16 protein-coding genes are annotated in these 17,954 nt (G+C 41.4%); 5 read left to right on the top strand and 11 right to left on the bottom strand.

The features are described 5' to 3' along the window. Positions 1-58: 58 nt before the first annotated feature. The gene (locus NT140_05650) at positions 59-532 is read right to left on the bottom strand and encodes a hypothetical protein (GenBank protein MCX5831357.1); all 474 of its coding nucleotides are present in this window, start codon (positions 530-532) and stop codon (positions 59-61) included. A 169-nt stretch (positions 533-701) separates the two neighbouring features. After that, on the bottom strand, positions 702-1,709 hold the full coding sequence (locus NT140_05645; GenBank protein MCX5831356.1) for a WYL domain-containing protein: 1,008 nt from the start codon (positions 1,707-1,709) through the stop codon (positions 702-704). Positions 1,710-2,064: 355 nt separating this feature from the next. On the opposite strand from NT140_05645, the gene NT140_05640 reads away from it, so the two are divergent. From NT140_05640 to NT140_05630, 3 genes are read left to right on the top strand one after another with little or no spacing between them, the layout of a single operon-like run. After that, positions 2,065-3,177 carry a hypothetical protein gene (locus NT140_05640; protein MCX5831355.1) on the top strand — a complete coding sequence of 371 codons (1,113 nt, stop codon included), beginning with the start codon at positions 2,065-2,067 and terminating at the stop codon, positions 3,175-3,177. A 14-nt stretch (positions 3,178-3,191) separates the two neighbouring features. Next, the gene (locus NT140_05635; protein MCX5831354.1) at positions 3,192-5,423 is read left to right on the top strand and encodes an AAA family ATPase; all 2,232 of its coding nucleotides are present in this window, start codon (positions 3,192-3,194) and stop codon (positions 5,421-5,423) included. 55 nt (positions 5,424-5,478) lie between these two features. Beyond that, positions 5,479-6,207 (top strand): chromosomal replication initiator protein DnaA, encoded by a 729-nt coding sequence (locus NT140_05630; protein MCX5831353.1) that lies wholly within the window; start codon positions 5,479-5,481, stop codon positions 6,205-6,207. 179 nt (positions 6,208-6,386) lie between these two features. Here the strand turns inward: NT140_05630 and NT140_05625 are convergent, their stop codons facing one another. The 9 genes from NT140_05625 to NT140_05585 form a co-directional block, all read right to left on the bottom strand. Continuing rightward, complete coding sequence (locus NT140_05625) at positions 6,387-7,580, bottom strand: ATP-binding protein (protein MCX5831352.1); 1,194 nt, start codon at positions 7,578-7,580, stop codon at positions 6,387-6,389. Further along, entirely contained in the window at positions 7,577-8,980 is a 1,404-nt protein-coding gene (locus tag NT140_05620) for a hypothetical protein (protein ID MCX5831351.1), read from the bottom strand. Before NT140_05620 ends, NT140_05625 begins: the two co-directional genes overlap by 4 nt. Before the next feature lie 337 nt (positions 8,981-9,317). After that, positions 9,318-9,710 carry a hypothetical protein gene (locus NT140_05615; GenBank protein MCX5831350.1) on the bottom strand — a complete coding sequence of 131 codons (393 nt, stop codon included), beginning with the start codon at positions 9,708-9,710 and terminating at the stop codon, positions 9,318-9,320. Between the two features lie 24 nt (positions 9,711-9,734). Next, positions 9,735-10,007, bottom strand: coding sequence for a hypothetical protein (locus tag NT140_05610; protein MCX5831349.1), 273 nt, complete (start codon positions 10,005-10,007; stop codon positions 9,735-9,737). A 598-nt stretch (positions 10,008-10,605) separates the two neighbouring features. Continuing rightward, complete coding sequence (hxsC, locus tag NT140_05605; GenBank protein MCX5831348.1) at positions 10,606-11,730, bottom strand: His-Xaa-Ser system radical SAM maturase HxsC; 1,125 nt, start codon at positions 11,728-11,730, stop codon at positions 10,606-10,608. Further along, the gene (gene hxsB, locus NT140_05600; GenBank protein ID MCX5831347.1) at positions 11,727-13,190 is read right to left on the bottom strand and encodes a His-Xaa-Ser system radical SAM maturase HxsB; all 1,464 of its coding nucleotides are present in this window, start codon (positions 13,188-13,190) and stop codon (positions 11,727-11,729) included. The genes hxsC and hxsB overlap by 4 nt, the downstream gene beginning before the upstream one ends. Then, a complete protein-coding gene (gene hxsD / locus NT140_05595) occupies positions 13,187-13,531 on the bottom strand; it encodes a His-Xaa-Ser system protein HxsD (GenBank protein ID MCX5831346.1) in 345 nt (114 codons plus the stop codon). Before hxsD ends, hxsB begins: the two co-directional genes overlap by 4 nt. 61 nt (positions 13,532-13,592) lie before the next feature. Then, positions 13,593-14,165, bottom strand: a complete 573-nt coding sequence (locus tag NT140_05590; protein ID MCX5831345.1) for a hypothetical protein — start codon at positions 14,163-14,165, stop codon at positions 13,593-13,595. Positions 14,166-14,827: 662 nt separating this feature from the next. Continuing rightward, on the bottom strand, positions 14,828-14,995 hold the full coding sequence (locus NT140_05585) for a hypothetical protein (protein MCX5831344.1): 168 nt from the start codon (positions 14,993-14,995) through the stop codon (positions 14,828-14,830). Between the two features lie 142 nt (positions 14,996-15,137). Between NT140_05585 and NT140_05580 the strand changes: the two genes are divergently transcribed. Further along, positions 15,138-16,616: a sigma 54-interacting transcriptional regulator gene (locus tag NT140_05580; GenBank protein ID MCX5831343.1), complete on the top strand. Its 1,479-nt coding sequence runs from the start codon at positions 15,138-15,140 to the stop codon at positions 16,614-16,616. Between the two features lie 178 nt (positions 16,617-16,794). Next, positions 16,795-17,877, top strand: coding sequence for a ParB/RepB/Spo0J family partition protein (locus NT140_05575; GenBank protein MCX5831342.1), 1,083 nt, complete (start codon positions 16,795-16,797; stop codon positions 17,875-17,877). The last annotated feature ends 77 nt before the right edge of the window (positions 17,878-17,954 follow it).

Below are 17,954 nucleotides of genomic sequence, written 5' to 3'. Positions count from 1 at the left end.
CTCATTTGTGTTACGATAACTATTTGTAACAGCCTCACCGATATCCTGGAATTCGACATTACTTGCTGACGACAAACTCCTTACTGATTTTCTTTATCTTTGATTTCAAATAATCAATGTTTTCAGACCTACTGGTCTCGCATATTTCGTATATATCACCCAATACTTCAATTAGGTTGTCATGTTTCGCTTTCCAAATACCAGCACTGATTGCCTTACCGCGAACTTTTACCGAATTCTCTTTCACTTTTTTTCTGATAACGCCTAATTTGTTCTTCAACTTGATTGTCGCTTTGTTGGTCTGATCCATTTCTTTGACCATTGTTTCGAGATTGTCGATTGTCTCATCGAATTCTTTCTCGTCGTTTATAAGATCAGCTTGAAGCATCTCGATTCTTTCCAGTAGTTCCTTTTCCCGTTCCAGAGACAGTGTTTTAATCCGCGTCACGATGGGGTTGCTTTTTTCTCGCAGAAACAAAAGTAGCTCTTTCAGTAATTTTTCCAGTTGTATTCTAAAATCATTGTTTGCCATAATCTACCCCCTCCCATTGAAAATGCTGCGTTGATAACCGTGCTTACCTGAAAATGCTTGATATATTACAAACCAGAAATCACTAACACTTTTGAAAATATCACTTATAAGGCGTAAATGCAAATAATAACCGGCTTATAGATGCATACGGTAAGCAGTCACGACAAATCTACGCATATAATGACGCGGTCTCTTTTATTGTCTGTACGGTTTCCTCTACCAGCCATTCCGGTTCAATTACTTTCGCTTGCCCTCCAAATGACAGTATCCAAGCAATGAACTCCACGCTTGACGACACGGATAATGTCATTGATATTTTATCGTCGCCTATCTTGGTAATTTTCTGATCGGGGCTCCAGGTCCTTTCCGCCACGTAGTCGGCTGCCCAGCCAGTGAATTCAGCCATCGCATCGAAACAATCATCCTTCATGAAACCGAAATTTCTGTCAAAAGCATCATCAAATTTGTAGTCCTCCGGAAACTCAAAAGCACGTTCCGTCATTTCCACCTTTTTAAACCGATGAATAGCGAGAATGGGGTCGAAATCAGGCTCACTGTATGCTTTGCCTGGTTCCTTGGCCAATCTTGCATGGAGATAGACGGTATCCCGGTAAGAAAAGATTTTAAGGGGCTTCACATGGTACGTTTTTGCTTTCTTCTGCATGACCGCCTGATAGGTTATCCGGCATACTTTCTTTGCGTTCATTGCGTCTATCAGTGTCCTTATTTTATCCTGGTGGGGGGTATAATCAATCGTTCCCGTGCAGAAGGATGCAAAATGGCGAGACGGCGATTTCCCATCCCCTGAGACCAAAGGAACGGTTTTGTCCAAAGCACGTGTAGCTTCATCATAGAGGGGATCACCAAGCAGGTGTTCCGTAAAGGTCTTGCACATCTGTAACGCTGTGAGTTCCGACATGGTGATGGGAAGCACTGGCGCTGCTTTCCCTTGCTTCACAATGCGATAATATTTTTTATTCCCTTTCATGTTTTCCTCAATGTCCACACCGTAGGCCATGCGAATATCGTTGACAAGCCTCATGACCGTCTGTTTGGAGCAATGCAACATTTTGGACAGTTCTGTCAGCGAATAACTCTGCCCGGAGAACAGGAGCCTCGCAAAGAGGCTAATAAGCTTCTCGCCGTATGTTCTGTAGCTGTTTATTTTTCCTGCCATGTAATCACCTCCCCGATAAATTAAAACGTTCTGTATCATGGAATGATATCATTATAACATGTTGTATTTCAATCTATTTATTGATATAATAAAGTTAATAATAACGGTATTGAAGAGGGCTTGTTACATATTGTTTCGCCGCGCATCAAAATACCGGGATCTAAAAGTCAGTATAAGGGAGGGATTTCTTATCGTCAATGCCAAAAGTAGAAATCGTACCGCGATATGGAATGGTCGGATGGTATTCTATATTTGAAAGATAGGTAATGGAGCATGAGCGTGACTTTTAAAAAGCTCGAAAAGGCAAAACTTGCTGGCCGGTCGTTGGTCGGTGGAAGAAAAATAGGGAGGCAAAATGTCTGACAACAATTGGTTAACATTTGAGGGTACGAACTTTGAAATCGGATATCAACTTGGGAAATACTGGATTTCCAGAATACAAAGCCTATCGGATGAGCCGGATGGCAGTGAGTTTCTTGAGAAATACCCTTACATTAAGTGGCTGAACGATACTTGGAATAAGGAGCATGAACCACTTTTAGGTTACTTTTTAGAGCACTTCCCGGACCTGGTTGAAGAGCTTTCCGGTATGGTCCAAGGCGTCAATGATCATGAGGGGCAGATTCACACCACATTTCCTACATTATTTGGCTTGCTGCTTGGTGAGGTTGATGAGGAGGTATTTGGGTGTTCAAGCATTGCCTGCCGTTTTGGAAGTGAGACTATACTCGCCCACAATGAGGAAGATGACAAATTCCGGTTCCCGCTCTGCTTTGCCCGAGTGCTTCTTAAGAGCGAGCAAGGAAACAAGGATTTCCTATCGGTTTCCCATCCATTTCAATTATTCGGTAGTTCGGCTGGGGCGACTCCGTCGTTTGCTTTCACCGGAAACTCAATCAAAATGAACAAGCAACAGAAAGCACGTATCCGTGGATCATTGCGCTGCCGAGTTCCAAAGACCGTTCTCTCCCGGCTGATGCTGGAACAGAATGGAATTCCGGCTGTGAAGCGCTTATTGCGATCCCATCACAGCACCCTACCAAACCACTGGTTTGTGATAGACAACAAATCCATTTGGTCAGCTCAACTTTGCCCCATTGCCTTCGGGTACCTATCTCCAAATTCGCAAACGAACTGGGTTCTCGTTAAAAAAACTATCGCCTTTCACACAAATCATTTTCAAAACCATGATCAGTCAACGAAAACATGGACGGGTAATCAGGCATATCAGAATGAGAGTGAGAGAAGGTTGATCAAACTCCGGTCGCTGCAAGCATCTGAAAATGACTGCTCCACGACAGGGCTCAGGAAAGTCCTTCAGGCTCTTCGCAACTCTAGCAAAGCTTTGAAGAGAACGACTGCCGCCACTATCCTTTTCAAGATCAATAATTTGGAAGTGATCGGTGACGCAGATAACTATTTTAACGGTGAGATTGATGTTATCGGACCATACTCTATAAAATCATAAAGGAAGACTTGAAAATGACAACACGACATCGCAAGTACCAGAGTACAACGAGCTTAAACCATACCAGCCATGCATTTGGCATCGACAAGAATGAGGCTTTTGTTTTTAGGCAATCCATAGCCTATCTGTTCAGACTGAGACCTTTTCTTTCAAAACTTGATTTTGAGACGCTCAAATTTATTCACTGGCTGATACCAGAGGAAAGCAAGGCAATAGTTCAATTCATAATTCAGCAGATGCCTCAGAACGAGAAGGCCGCACTCAGTGAAGAAATTTTGGAGTGCATGACTGAGCCGGATAGTTATCCAAGGAATTCCGGTGATATGATGGAAAAACTTCCCCAAAGAAAAATACAGAAGGTCATAGATTTTTGTGTGACCTCACTTGAAGTTAAATACAATTGCCTCTCATATCGAGGTCAAAGTGAGATGGAAAAGGCTATGGAGGCCATGTGCCGAATATTTCAACTGACTGAGCCTGAAAAGAAGTTATGCTGGTTCTTTTTCATTTGCTCCAACAGGTGGGAAAGAGCGAACGATCTCTTTATAGATCATCTGAAATTACATACTATTTCCCGCCGCCGTCAATTACTGGCTGTTCTGGATATCAATTACAGTGAGTTAACCGCTGCGTTGTCGGGCACACTGAGTAAATTGGAAATCTTAACAAACAGCATGTATGGCATTGATTGTCAGAGTGATTTCTTGAATTATCTGGAGAATCCTGCATCTGAAAAGTTGACGAAGAAGTTTTATGCCGGAATACCGAAGCAATCCATCCCGTTGGAGTATCATTACGTTGACCCAAAGGAGACTGCTCAGATAATCAAGCTACTAAAGGACAAAACGGTAACATCCACGCATATTCTTCTTTACGGCAATCCTGGTACAGGAAAGACCTCTTATGCCTATGGATTGGCTCAGAGCATGAAAGTTCCCACGTACCAAATTGTTCAAGATGAAACAAATCAGGTCTTGAACCGCCGCAACGCTATTGTTGCCTGTCTGCAAATGACAAACAAAGGCGACGGATCGCTGATTATTGTCGATGAAGCGGATAACGTTATCAATACTCAGAATTCTTGGTTTAAACGTGGTGAGACCCAAGATAAAGGGTGGCTGAATAAGATATTGGAAGAGCCGGGAACAAGAATGATCTGGATTACCAATGACCTTGACAGTATCGAGGAATCCGTTCTTAGACGCTTTTCGTACAGCCTCCATTTTCAAAACTTGAACAGGCAACAGAGGATCAGGGTTTGGCAACGAATTCTGGAAAAGAACAGGGCAGTGCGTTTTTTCAATCAACTACAAATAGAGACTTTCGCTAAACAGTATGAGGTAAGCGCCGGTGTCATTGATCTTGCGGTCAGGAAGGCCAAGGAAATGAAACTGAAATCAAAAGAAGATTTCAGCAATGCCGTCATTCTGGCCATTGACGCCCATGAAAGGCTTTTGCGGGGAGGGGGAAAAAAGAAGAAAAAGAATCCCATCGAAAAGGATTATTCTCTCGACGGCCTGAATATAAAAGGTGATCTCAAATTGCTTATGAGGGATCTCCACGCTTTCGATGAATATCTGAGGAAAACAAAATTGTCAGAAAACCGGAATATGAATCTGTTGTTTTATGGCCCTCCAGGGACAGGCAAAAGCGAGCTTGCCAGATATATTGCTCATGATCTGAATCGGGAAATCATCTGTAAACGAGCCAGTGACATCGTAGATTGCTATGTTGGCCAGACAGAAAAGAACCTTAAAAAGGCATTTGATGAAGCGGAACGTGACCAAGCAGTATTGGTATTTGATGAAGCAGACACATTTCTTTTCAATCGAGACATGGCCCAACGGTCTTGGGAAATAAGCGCCACCAATGAATTTCTGACCCAGATGGAAAGATATAATGGAATACTGATTTGCACGACTAACCGGATGACCGGCCTTGACAATGCCTCTTTACGTAGATTCAACCACAAGTTTCAGTTCAATTATCTGACACCGGAGGGAAATGTCATTTTCTTCCGAAAGCTCTTATCAAGGATTGCAAAAGAGCAGTTAAAGCAAACATCGGAAAATGACCTACGTGGTATCAAAGACCTGGCACCGGGTGATTTCCGGATTGTCAAAGACCGATATGCTATTCTACCGGGAGTCGATATTACTCCAGAAGCGATGATCAAGGCCCTTCTTGAAGAATCACGGATAAAGGATGCTCACCGTGGACATAACAGAATCGGTTTTCTGAATTGAATTTGAGATATTCCAGTTATCCTATTAAAATTTAGGTAGTTACAAGATGACATCTTTGAATAAGTATACATTTGATCGGTTTGTTGTCGGACCTTCTAATCAGCTTGCCCATGCTGCTTCCCTTGCAGTAGCCGAGCAACCCGCTGAAAAATATAACCCTCTGTTCATATATGGCGGCTACGGCCTTGGGAAAACTCATTTGCTGCACGCCATTAGGCTACTCACTGCATCAGTCCATCCCGAGTTAAATATTCAGTATATTTCAGGCGAGGAATTTATGGATGAGCTGATTTACGCCATTCGCTATGACCTTATGAAAAAGTTCAGAGAAAAATATGACAATATCGACTTTCTGCTTTTCGACGGCCTCCATATTTTGGCTGGAAAGGAAAAAACCAAGGAAGAGTTTTTCCATGTATTCAATATGTTACAGGATTCAGAAAAACAAATTGTTATAGCCAGTGACAAATTTCCGAAAGATATAGCTAAACTGGAAAGACGATTGCGTGCCAGATATGAACGTGGTTTGATCATCGATATTCAGCCGCCGGAAATAGAAACGAGGCTTGCCATTGTCAAGAATCTAATACAAGAAAGTAACATTCCCATGTCCAATAAAATCTCTAATTATATTGCACGGCACGTCAAATCTAATGTCGGAGAATTGATAGGTCTTTTAGGTCTGGTAAATTCCTATTCATCCCTTACAGGGAGAGATATTAATATTGATCTGGTTAAGGAAGTTTTAAAAATTGCTAAGCTTGGTAGAGCCTCGTTCAATTAGCGAAATCCCGATCTTTAAGAAAATACACGATTTCTTAAAAATACTCGTTTTTCCACGGACATTTGATTTTGTGCGCTATCTCAAAATCCTTAATCCCCATGATCTAACAAGGGTGCAGGATACCGTTTGAAACATTCGATTTGACAAAAAGTTAACCCTATCCCTACCACCATCCGTTGTTATCTATCCGTATGAGGCCTCCAGTTACCTTGTTCATCATAGTTTCGAGAACAGTCAAAGCCACATGCCTGCCAAATTGCATCAAAAGCTGTTTTTAAGACAGTCTCTGCCTTGACGGCATAATCTTCCAATAATATGTCAGGAAGGATAATCGAATCTCTGTCAATACATTCACTCGAATCATACGAATAAATGTTGGACATACCCATTTTGACTCCCTTAACAGCCAAAAGACTTATCATGATTAAAATTGGGGTTTCTATATTCAAATACTTCATCAACTCAAGATATTTTTCAACCTTCCGAATTATTTCACGCTCATAAGCGACACTTGGAATATAATCAGACGACTGTTTCGAGGTGAGCTGATTGCAATTGACATATTCAATTATACCACTTCTATAGATTTGCAAATAAGATTCACATTTCCCATTTATTTCCCCATAGTAACCGATATAACCATCAATGTTGTTACGAAAATGAGATTCCGATGCCGCTTGCTGGACTCTATTCTTGACATCCACAGAGAACACTACTTCAGGGTTATTCGCCCCATACAGAAATGCAGAAACGGGAATTACATGCAGTACAAACCGCAGTCTTGATAACAGTTGGACGGGGGTTTGATCGGCTGTAATTTCAGCAAGCCTTTGCTCACGAAACCGCTTAATCTTTTCAGGCAGCGCTTCCGATGCGAGAAAAACTGACCGTATTTCTCCCACATCAAGGGGATATTTCCCCGCAGAGTTTCGGGAATAAAACCGGGAGTCGCCTTTACCTATCATGTGCGGTGCGGAGAAACTTTGTGGTATACGGAGAATAATTACCGGACCTTTTGGAAATCCATCTATGCATTTAATCTGAACCTTAAGTCGTGGTGACAACCCATCTCTGATGATGTTTTCAAATCTCAATTTAGCCCCATCACCAGTTATATTTTCAATGCCGACAACTGCCTCCGGCTTGCCAGTCTTCCTATTTTCTCCGTCTCTCTCCTCCTTTACTCCATAGATAATATCTCCTCCCGCTGCATTGGCAAATGATGAAACATCAGCCAGGAATTCTTTAATTTGTCCATCGGTGCCGCCAGGCATATCTTCTTTGTACTCCAGTGTCTTTGTTTCTGTAGTTTTGTTGATGGCTAATTCATCAATATCAGCCTTTATAATGTCGTCTATGGGAAGATTAATCATTCTGTTGCTCCCACACTATCGGGGATGGCAAGTGAGGGGATGGCTTCCGAGTCTTCCATCCCTTCTTTCTCTTTAGAAAAAAATAGTTTCAAATCTTTTTGAAAGTGATTTTTCCCATCTATGAATCTAATCTTAATTATATATCCATATACTGAATCGTTATTAGTTCTAGATATCTGGGCCTTGTATTTGTTTTCCATTTCCTTATATTTGGATTGGGCTTCCAAATTATACCCTGTGTAGTCTAACGCAATTGTCGTTTCGGTTTTACTCACTTCCCATTTCACATCGCAGTAATCTGATACCATTCCTCTCTCCGTGCCGCCTCGACTATATCTTATCGTTTCCTCAATATCATCCATCAAAAGTAAGATTAGCTGAAAACGATTTACCGCTTCATCCTTTGGTTCCTCAGAAGTATGATGCACTATGGAATATAGAATATCTCTCTTGGTCAACAACTTTAAATAATCACGGTTTCCACCACCATGATAGTCACTTTCGTGCAAATAAGCGATATTCTTAAACGCAAATATTGCACTCCAAGCAGAATGTGTTTTATCCACGGAAGCGATTCTGAATTCCATCTCTATTGCTTCAGCCTTAGTAGTAGTTGGTTCCCTAACAACATATAATAAGCCGTTTGAAGCCCTTTCGTCCGCCTCCTTTTCAAAATATTTGGTTTCCTCAGCTGTTAAACCTTCAGGTCTGTACATAGTCGAAAGTAAATCGCAAAGACTTTGATGTAAAAGAGTAATACGGGAGCCAATATCTAGCTGCAAAATAGAGCCGAAATCTATCGCAAATGGCTCAAGTATCCGCCCGAACACTTCATGTGGTCTGTTGCTGAAAGCTTCAACGGGATATCCGAGGTCATGAAGAATGGAAATCATTCCCCACATTGCTTCAAGGTGTGCTCTATTAACTGAAATTGGCCTTGTGCCTAAAACAAAAAGAGGTTCGCCGCCCCTTATATAGGTAATGTTAACTTGCCCCGCTATTTTAATGGCGTCGTAACCACCCATACACATTATGAATTCATGACCAAACAAATAGACCCAAAGAGAGTGAAGTGTATGATCTCTGTATGTTGGCTTTAGACCAAAAAGCATCTCCTCAAATGCGGTAAATGTATCAATGTATGCGCTAATATTTTTTATAGATCGGTTCTTAGGCGAGTCGCTTTCATCGCTCAAGAATTCAATAGATTTCAATATTATGTGCTTAATTAAGTTTTTACCGCTCTTTAGCACATTCGAATGGAAGTCGGCAGCCCCTTCTTTTTTTAGGCAATCCTTCAAATTTACTATTAGACCATTAATTTTATCATCTGTTGACAAATAGTCTGGAAGGTTCCGCTCAAAAAATGTCAGCGACGCCTGTGGGGTTAGGTCCTTCATATTACCTCTTGATCTAAATAGTGCTGGCTAACATTGTCTATATGGGTCCGCATACATCAGTAAGAACCTTGTTAATCGGTTTTTAAGAAAATATGCATTATCTTAAAAATCTTGGTTAAAGCAATTTATAACTAATTTTTTACTCATATCCGTCAGAGCTGACTTTATCAGAGACCCACAAACTTTTATGTATTACCTGAAATTGACTATTCATCTGGAAAACAATGGAATCCAATAAGTATCCTCCGGCAGAGCCGGAGGTATTACGATTGCTGGCCCCTCAAAGTCTGGGAGTCCCCCCGGCAGAGCCGGGGGTTTACCCAGGAGAATTAATTTGCTAATCACAGCCACATGATGGACTCAGGGTTCCATCACAGCAGAGAGCGCGACCACCTTGGCATCCGCACACACCGCTATGCCATGAACAACAGCCACTTCGTTCAACCTCGCCACCTATTTTCAGTTTAGCAAATGTCACCTTTCCGTTCACAAGATCTGCTTTTGAACTTTCTGGTGGCTTGCACACTTTGCATGCACGGTAACCGGCTTTTATGGCATCTTCCGGAGTCACAAATTTTACCAAGTTTTGAGAGTTAATTTTTTGTGCCCATTTGCACGTGGGATAATGATATATTTTAGAGTTCTTTGAAGCCCAAAAATCAGCAGCGAGAGCAGAGGAAGCAATAAAAATTAAAACCAAAAAAATGATAGTAATTCTTCTTTTAAGCATAACCACCTCCTATGGAAATATTGATCAATCTATGTCAAGGTCATAACCTCCACCGCCCCAGCTATCGTTGTCAATCTCCACAGTGCCGCCACTCTCTATTTCTCCCTCCACATGAATTGATTTTCCGTGATCTGTGTACACATACCCATCTACAGAGCCATCAGAGTTTATGTCCAAATCACCATGCACGTAAACGCCCTTATCGGTATATCCGGATACATCAACTGAGCTTGCCTGTGCAGAATAAGCCGTTAATATTAATACCGCAATAGCTAGGACTGTAACGAAGACTTTCATTTTATCCTTCTGAGTGAATGCGTATTTTAAAAAGTTTTCTCTAATTGTCAGGGTTCTAAGCTAATCAAGCTCCATGAAACACAAAAGGCCCCCATCTTGCGGACAGGAGCCTTCGACTGTTACTATAGATGTAAACAAAAGCGAATGTTCTGGTCTTTCTAATACCCCGAGCCGTGTGAAACATGGCTCGCATGGCTCGCATGGCTCTCATGGCTCGCGTGACTCGAATGCCAACTTGCGTTAGCTATGTCACTGCTAATGTACTTTCCGTGCTCCAGATAAAGTGCTGATTTGCCACTAATATCCGATACTGATGCCTTTACATTGGCTACCGAGAAGCCGAAAAGAGCGACAGCGCCTGCAATAACGACCATTACCTTACTGAACAGACCTTTCATACAATAACCTCCATTATCTTCAAATAGCCAGCTTTAAGGCTTGATATTTATAAAAACCATTTATGGTAAATGATAGCATACTCTTGATAATTTCAAAAAGCAAGAACTATTTTCATTTATTATCAAATGCAATCAAATTAACCCCATAAAACTGAAACCATCACCGTTCGCCAGATTTGCCCCCTCTCGTACCCTCAATGTTATTGCGGGAAAATGTAAAGACTTTGATGCAATCCGGAGGTTGTGAAAATACCACAGCATCTTGATTTAACTGAGCACCCATCACATATTGAGAGGTAATCATTTTTCCATCCAGAAATTGACTGCCTTGCGAAACTCCGTGACTTCGGTTCAACGAGGCATAGCGGGATGTTATAGATAGAAACGTTCACGTCCGCACGGCTCAACACTTTAATCGCCCGTGAAAGCTCGTCGCGGTATTCATATGGGTCAATCCAAACAGTTCCATAATTATCGCGAGCAAGTCCGGTTATCTCCATCCCCATGAAGGCGCAGTGTTTGATGAAGGGAAAGTTCCGGTAAATGAAGGTTGCAATGGATTCAAGGCGGTGAGCGTTAATACTGCTGACAACTACGCGGATTTCAATCCTCTCCCGGAAACGGGCAAGGTTCTGGAGGCCCATTGCTGTTTTATAAAAACTGTCTTTTACGCCTACAATCCGGTCATGTATCTCGTCTACATCGCTGTGTAAAGAAACACAGGTAAGAAAATCCTGTGGTCTTGCGGATATAAAACGTTTTGTGAATTCAAAGTTGGCGAATGACTTGCCGTTTGTGAGAAGCATAACGGTTGATTTCGGATGTTTTTTGTTGATCACCCCAAGGATGTCGAAGAAATCTTCTTGCAGTAGGGTAGGTTCACCACCAGTCAAACATATAGTTTGATTGCTTTCGATTTTGACAAGATTAAGAATTCTCTTGCTTGTCTCCGTTAGAGTTCTATCGTGTGCTTTCGGTGGTTGTGGACACATAAGACAACGGCAATCACACACCTCTGTCAGAAGGAGCGGATTCATTGGGGCTTTTTTCCCCCAGACAACAGTTATGGTGCCGTCGGTATCAATAAGAACACAATCCCCCTCCTCCAGTTTGTCTGTAACTTCTTCAGTAACTTTGGCTTTTGGTAACGAGCTATTATTCTTACCAAAATCTTTCGCTATGAGTCCTGCAAAACCCCTTGACAATAACGAGATTTCGTCAGTGACAAGCACGCTTTTAAACCTCGACAGTGATAGCGGGTTGCGTGTCACCAATCCAAGAATTGGAGTCTCTATGTTCTCGGCTATCCCTTTAAATTGTTTCATGCTTCTTCACCGCGCACTTCCTTTAAACTCCGGCAAGAAATCCATGACCAGAATACATCCATTTCAGCAAGATCGTTGTGCTTCAGTTTCTTAAACAGCATATCGAAGATTAGCTTGTTTTTCTTGCAGAAATCGTTGTCCGGACGTTTGCCAATAAGGTCGCCTGTCTCAAGATAGTTGCGTACAGGGTCGGAACCGCAGTAGGTGCGGTAAACGCAAGAGCTGCAATAAGGCATGACCTCAACGCATGACTTTCTGACAATCTCGCGGAGTAGATTCCCCCCAAAAATGCTTTCATAGGAATCTTTGAAAACATTTCCAAGGCAGAAACGGCGGTTGCCCATTCTGGCGAGCATACGCGCTTCATCGGCGGGGAAAACATCTCCATTGTAGTCATAAATCGCGCCTGAAATGCCAGCACCTGATGGAGACTGGAGATCGACAAACCCTGTGGAAAAGGGTGTCAGGATACGGGTAAGCAGAAGGTTCGTGTAGAACTCTACGAACCTTGTGCCGTTAAGATTAAGTTGGATAATGAAATTAAGCGCTTTTTCAAAATTCTCGACAAAATGTTCTACCGTATACACTATGTGCTCCGAGTTTTTGGCAGCTAATCCATAAGGATTGAGTGACCTGATGAATATCCCATTGAAGCCAAGCTGGACATACTCAGCGATAACCTCCTGCAAGTGGTCGATATTATCTATAGTGGTTGTCATGAGGGCATTCACCTGGCCACGAAGAAGGATGTCGAAGGCATTGTGAAGGTTCTTGATAACAGTATCGTAGGTACCGCCACCGCTTCTCAGTATCCGGTTCTTGTCGTGAAGGTCACGGGGGCCATCAAGAGAGGTAGATATATGTATGCTATGTTCTTTAAAGAACATTAGCTGCTGCCTGTCAACCTTTACGAGGTTGGTACAGACGACGAAATCAAGATGCTTCTGGTATTTCTTGTTAACCTTCTTTGCATAAAGGACAGTCTCTTTAAGCGTCTCCCAGTTAAGGGTAGGCTCACCGCCCTGAAACTCTATTTTTATCAAAGGGGAAGGAGATTTGAAGATATAGTCAACAACACGGCGAGCCACTTCGGGTGACATGTCGAAGCCCTTCGCATCGTCCCCTTCGGCGCTGACCTGACAGTATGAACAATCATTACAGCACTTAAGAGTGATAACCATCATATGAAGGCTTGTGAAATCGGAGATAAATTTCTTCCGAGTTCTGTACTTAGCCGAAATAAGTTCCAGAGTTTCAGGTAGATGTTCCGTATTAAGGAAATGTCGGCTCTTTAGGTCGTAGTAAGAGGGAGAATCATGAGTCAAGTCGCCATTTATAAACTTGTGGAAATCGTCCCTGCTGAGGAATATGTATTCGCCGCTTTCATTGACGAGTAAGTAGTCATCGCTATCAAAGCGAGAGAACTGGAAAGGAAGTAATTGCTGTTGTTGGTCGCTCACAGAGATCCTATTTCCTTATTGAGGTCAAGAGGTGAAAAGGCATGGGCGACAATCAAGTCACGTATCTTGCCATCTGCCTTATCGAGCTGTAGTCTGACCTGATGGTCTATGAGAGTGTTTACAAAATCTTTTAGGTCTTCACTGACATCTTTGGCTTTGTCCTTCGCCTCAAAGATAACTGTCACTGAATTGTCAGTATTCGGCGTTATTAGGACATGGTAGCTTCCTGTAAATTGATAAGAAGCTGAGCGGATAACTTCGAGATTGTATACACTGGTGCTGACTGTTATATTGCCCCGACCAGAACCGGAATCACAGATAAAATCTGATATTGTTTGCATACGTTACCTCGTCTGTTGTGACACGAGCATTATCGGCTAAATATATTTATCATCACAATCTTTACTTCGGATTAATATTCCTCCTCGCTTCTTGATCCATCGAGTAGGAGGTCATACGATTTGGATCAAAGTCATAACCTTTATCTTTCCAATATCGAGCTCTCTCAATATCTTTCACTTTATTGTCCATCGAGTAAGAACTCATACGATTTGGATCAAAGTCATAACCTTTATCTTTCCAATATCGAGCTCTCTCAATATCTCCTCTCTTACTTTTATCAAGATAATTGGAGCTACTGGTTTCATTGAGATTACCACCTGATTCTGTATTATAATTTATAGTTTCTGACGGTGACATCACCCCATCAGAATTTTTATATGAATTCGGTGGAGTTACTCTCGTCCCTTCTGCACCAGTATAAGGATTTATATTACCTTTAGTACTCCAATTATTATAAAAATTGCCGTCAGGCGCTGAACGCATATGTGGCGCAACATATGTACCATCTTTTCGAGTATGGCCACGAACGCTGACGCTTCCCCCCGAACTTCTGCCCCTAGCCTCAACGATATGCCCGAGAACAATAAAGGATAACAAGACTAAACTAAGAAAGATAATTGACTTTCTTTTCACAACTTCTTCCTCTATATCTTAGAATATAAATTTTAGAGGGATCATCTGAATTTTAGCTTTATAAGCGCAAGTAATGAATAAATCAAGAAAATATATTCAATGGATATTACTTTTCATATCGGTCACCTGTTCCGCAACAAATCGGCCAGGCATTACATCTCACCCGATCAAGCTATATATAGAAGCGTGTAGAGATGGTGATGCCTTTTGTATGTGCTTTTTCCACCTTACGAATCGAAGCATGTGAATTTAGCCGATGAGCAAAAGCATTAGTGAAGTTCCTAAGCATAGCACCGTATCCAACCGCTCCGCATACTGAAATAGCCGACAATACCTTAAAACACAGTATTTTTACGATTTCATACATTTTCTTAAATCACTTTTTTAGTCCTGTTATTTCGAGTGCTTAGACCGTCATCCCGGATCAATTAATTTGCCGAAATACCGCCAATCTTCAGGCTAATAATTTCAGGATTTGACGGAAAAAGCTGGATTTCCCTTCGTGGACTGATTTTGCCGTAGTTAGTACATGGTGAATATTTCGGGGGTGTTTTGACGGCTCAACAGGGTGGTTTGAGTGCAGGGATAGGGCGTTTAAACGTAAGGATTTTGCCCCTTTTTGGTTTTAAGCAGAATGAATAGATCAACCACCAGGAGATAGGTCACGTTTTCTTAGTTTTTCTCGCCTTGGCAGAGAATTTAAGGCCATCGTTGCCCTTGGCCCTTTTGCTATGTTGCGTTGACTTTTCCGGGGCGTCGTACTTTTCATTTTCCCTCTGCTCTGATACGAACAACGCAGGATAACTCTTGTATTTCCTTTTTCTTATCATATAATCTCCTTTAAAATAGAATATATGGTTTATGGCGTTGCCCCCGGCAATACTATAAACGCACTATTCATCCTCGACAAAACATTATATTTTCACTTACCAATAAAACTGATATCATATGGTTAGAATAAGGAGAATTCTCATGGCTGAATCAGCGTCGCCCAAAAGCATGTATGACAAATATCGGATTATTGGTGTGTCAGATTCTATGAACCGGCTCCGAGAATTAATAACAAAAGCAGCTCAGGAAAAGGATGATACTGTTTTAATATTAGGTCCAAGAGGTTCTGGTAAGGAAAATATCGCACAGAATATACATTTTCAAAGCGAATGGAAACAAGAACCGTTTATTGCGGCTAATTGTGCGGGGATTCCTGAGCAACTTTTTGAAAGTATTTTCTTCGGAATCAAGAAGGGTGCTTTCACCGGGGCAGTTGAAAGCGGCGGAATCATAGGTAACGTAAAAAATGGTACAGTTTTTCTTGATGAGATAGGGGACTTGTCTCTTTTTCATCAAGCAAAGTTTCTACGGTTTTTAAATGATAAGTCTTATGCAAGAGTGGGGGAGGAGCATAAGCCAAAGCAGGCCAATGTTAAAATAATTGCCGCTACGAACATAGACTTAGAAGACAAGATCGAGAAAGGAGAATTTCGGGCAGACCTTTATGATCGTATTAGTTCTCAGGTGATACGAACACAAAATCCGTTGAAATATCCCGGTGATCTAATTTGCTTGCTAAACTATTATGTAAAGGAACTAGGTATAAAATTAGATCCACGAGTAAAGTTTCTATTATATTTTTATGATTTTCCCGGAAGTGTTAGAGAGCTCCAGATTCTGATTAAAAAAGATTTCTATGAAATTCTGGAAATCGTCAAACTGCGACTAAGAAAATTGAATTCCAGCAAGCTCCAAAAATTCCCCAAGATAATTGGCGATGTTGAAATTCTGGAAGAGGCTAAAAAAACCGTTAAGAAGTTGGAGAGTATAACGCTCAACGGTATTAGTAATATATACAAAGATGTCAACATTCATGAGGAATTTAAAAGAAGTATTGAAAATTTAGAGTATGATACTTTAACGACTATTCGGACGACACTCAAGGAGTCAGAAAATTTATTAGGTGAGGCTTTAGAGTTCATTGAAGAAGACATAACTTATTTGGATGAATGTGATGCCGATGAAAAGTCCGATCTGTACTATGATCAATTTGGAAGACTATCAAACTACGGTTTTTCTGACGAAGATCATCATGACATCAATTTGCTTAGAAAGCATAACGATGCCCAGGCCATAGAGGAAATTTTGCGAAAACGTGGCGAGAGCGATCCATTCATTTTGCATAAGAAGCTATCGAAGAAACATCATGAAGCAAAAGAGAAACGTGGTCAAGATATTTTAGAAAAGCGTTTGAGATTTTATGAGATTGTCGTTCTTGCACAGAACTACAAGTGTTCTAAAAAAAAGATCATTGATTATTTACACATCGGAGACAAGGAGTTATCGCCTGATAACTTCAAGAAGAACTACCATTATGAATATCCAGGAAAAATAAATTATGAAGTAAAAACACCGATGGATGTATTTTCAGAAATAGTGACTCAAGGGACAGATGAGTAATAGCGCAATTTCTTATCTTCCCAAATTGCTTGAAACTCTTCCCGCTACGATAAATTCTCTTCCCATTACATAATCCTCCAAAACATCATTTGTAACTATCAGTAAATGTTGAAATAATTTATTGGCCTCCATTTTGCTCTCTATAAAGCAAATAATTCAGATAGGAGGTAGTAAAATTATGTTCATGGATCGACAGCGTTCACAAACAAGTAATAAGATTACACAACCTGCACCAAGCAACACCCATAGAGTGCCGGTAAGCAATGAGTCACAAGCGAATCGGACTCCGCAGAGCACTTCACCGAAGAGTCCACTAAAGTCAAGCGAAGAAGGAAAAATTGATCCCGCTACTTCATTAAGTCCTGCTGATGCGACAACTCCGGAATACCTGAACATCCGCATTAGCGAGATCGATTTTAATGAACACACTTGGAGGTGTAATCCAGATAACAGGGCCATGAAACAGCTTGCAAAATCTATCCATGAAAACGGGCTTCTTCAAGTGATCAATGTCAAACGAGAAGGAGACAGGTATAAAACCGTTTTTGGAAATCGGAGAATTGCTGCATGCAAGTTAATTGGCCTCAAGACGATACGTGCGGAGGTAAAACCGGCGGAATCAATCACCGATGCTTTTCCTATTATCGAAAACATTAAGCGCTCTGATTATGAAGCAATACCTTTTGCAATCGAAATCCACAAACGCCTTAATTCATTGAGACCAGAACTTGAGGTCGATGACATGATCAAGTTGTTCAACAATGTTGACAGACAATCAAGGCAGCAGAACAAAATTGACGCAACTGTTAAGTCAATTATGGAAGATACCGAATGCTCAGCCAGCACCCTCAGGAACCATCTGTGCCTATTAAAGCTCCCAGCAAATATTCGACAAGCGATCGAGGAAAACAAATTGAAACAATCCTTCGGTTACGTCCTGGCTAACAACATTGGCCATACAGATTTTGATGCCATCAGCCGGAAAGCATTGAAAGACAAAATGTCGAAGAGTGAGTTAGAAGAGCTATTTAGATCATCTTGTGCATCAACCGGGGACACAAACCGGAGAAGTGCACCGACACGACGTTTATTGAAGCAGATGCAAGACCTGAAGGTTGAATTAAAGGATAAAGTCGAGGACCTATCACATGATGAAGCTGAAGAGCTTTTGACTGAACTTAACGAACTCAGGTCAATCATACAAGCGGTATCGTCACCTGGTAGTAAAATTCCCCATCGGGATCATGACGAGGTCGGATAGTATCAAAAAAGTGGTCGGGGTAAAAAGGCCCTTTAAACCTGGACTGGATATTTAGTCAATAAGTTATAAATATGTTA

Source organism: Deltaproteobacteria bacterium (assembly GCA_026388415.1).
GTDB lineage: Bacteria > Desulfobacterota > Syntrophia > Syntrophales > JACQWR01 > JAPLJV01.
This window is presented reverse-complemented; position numbering and strand designations above follow the sequence as displayed.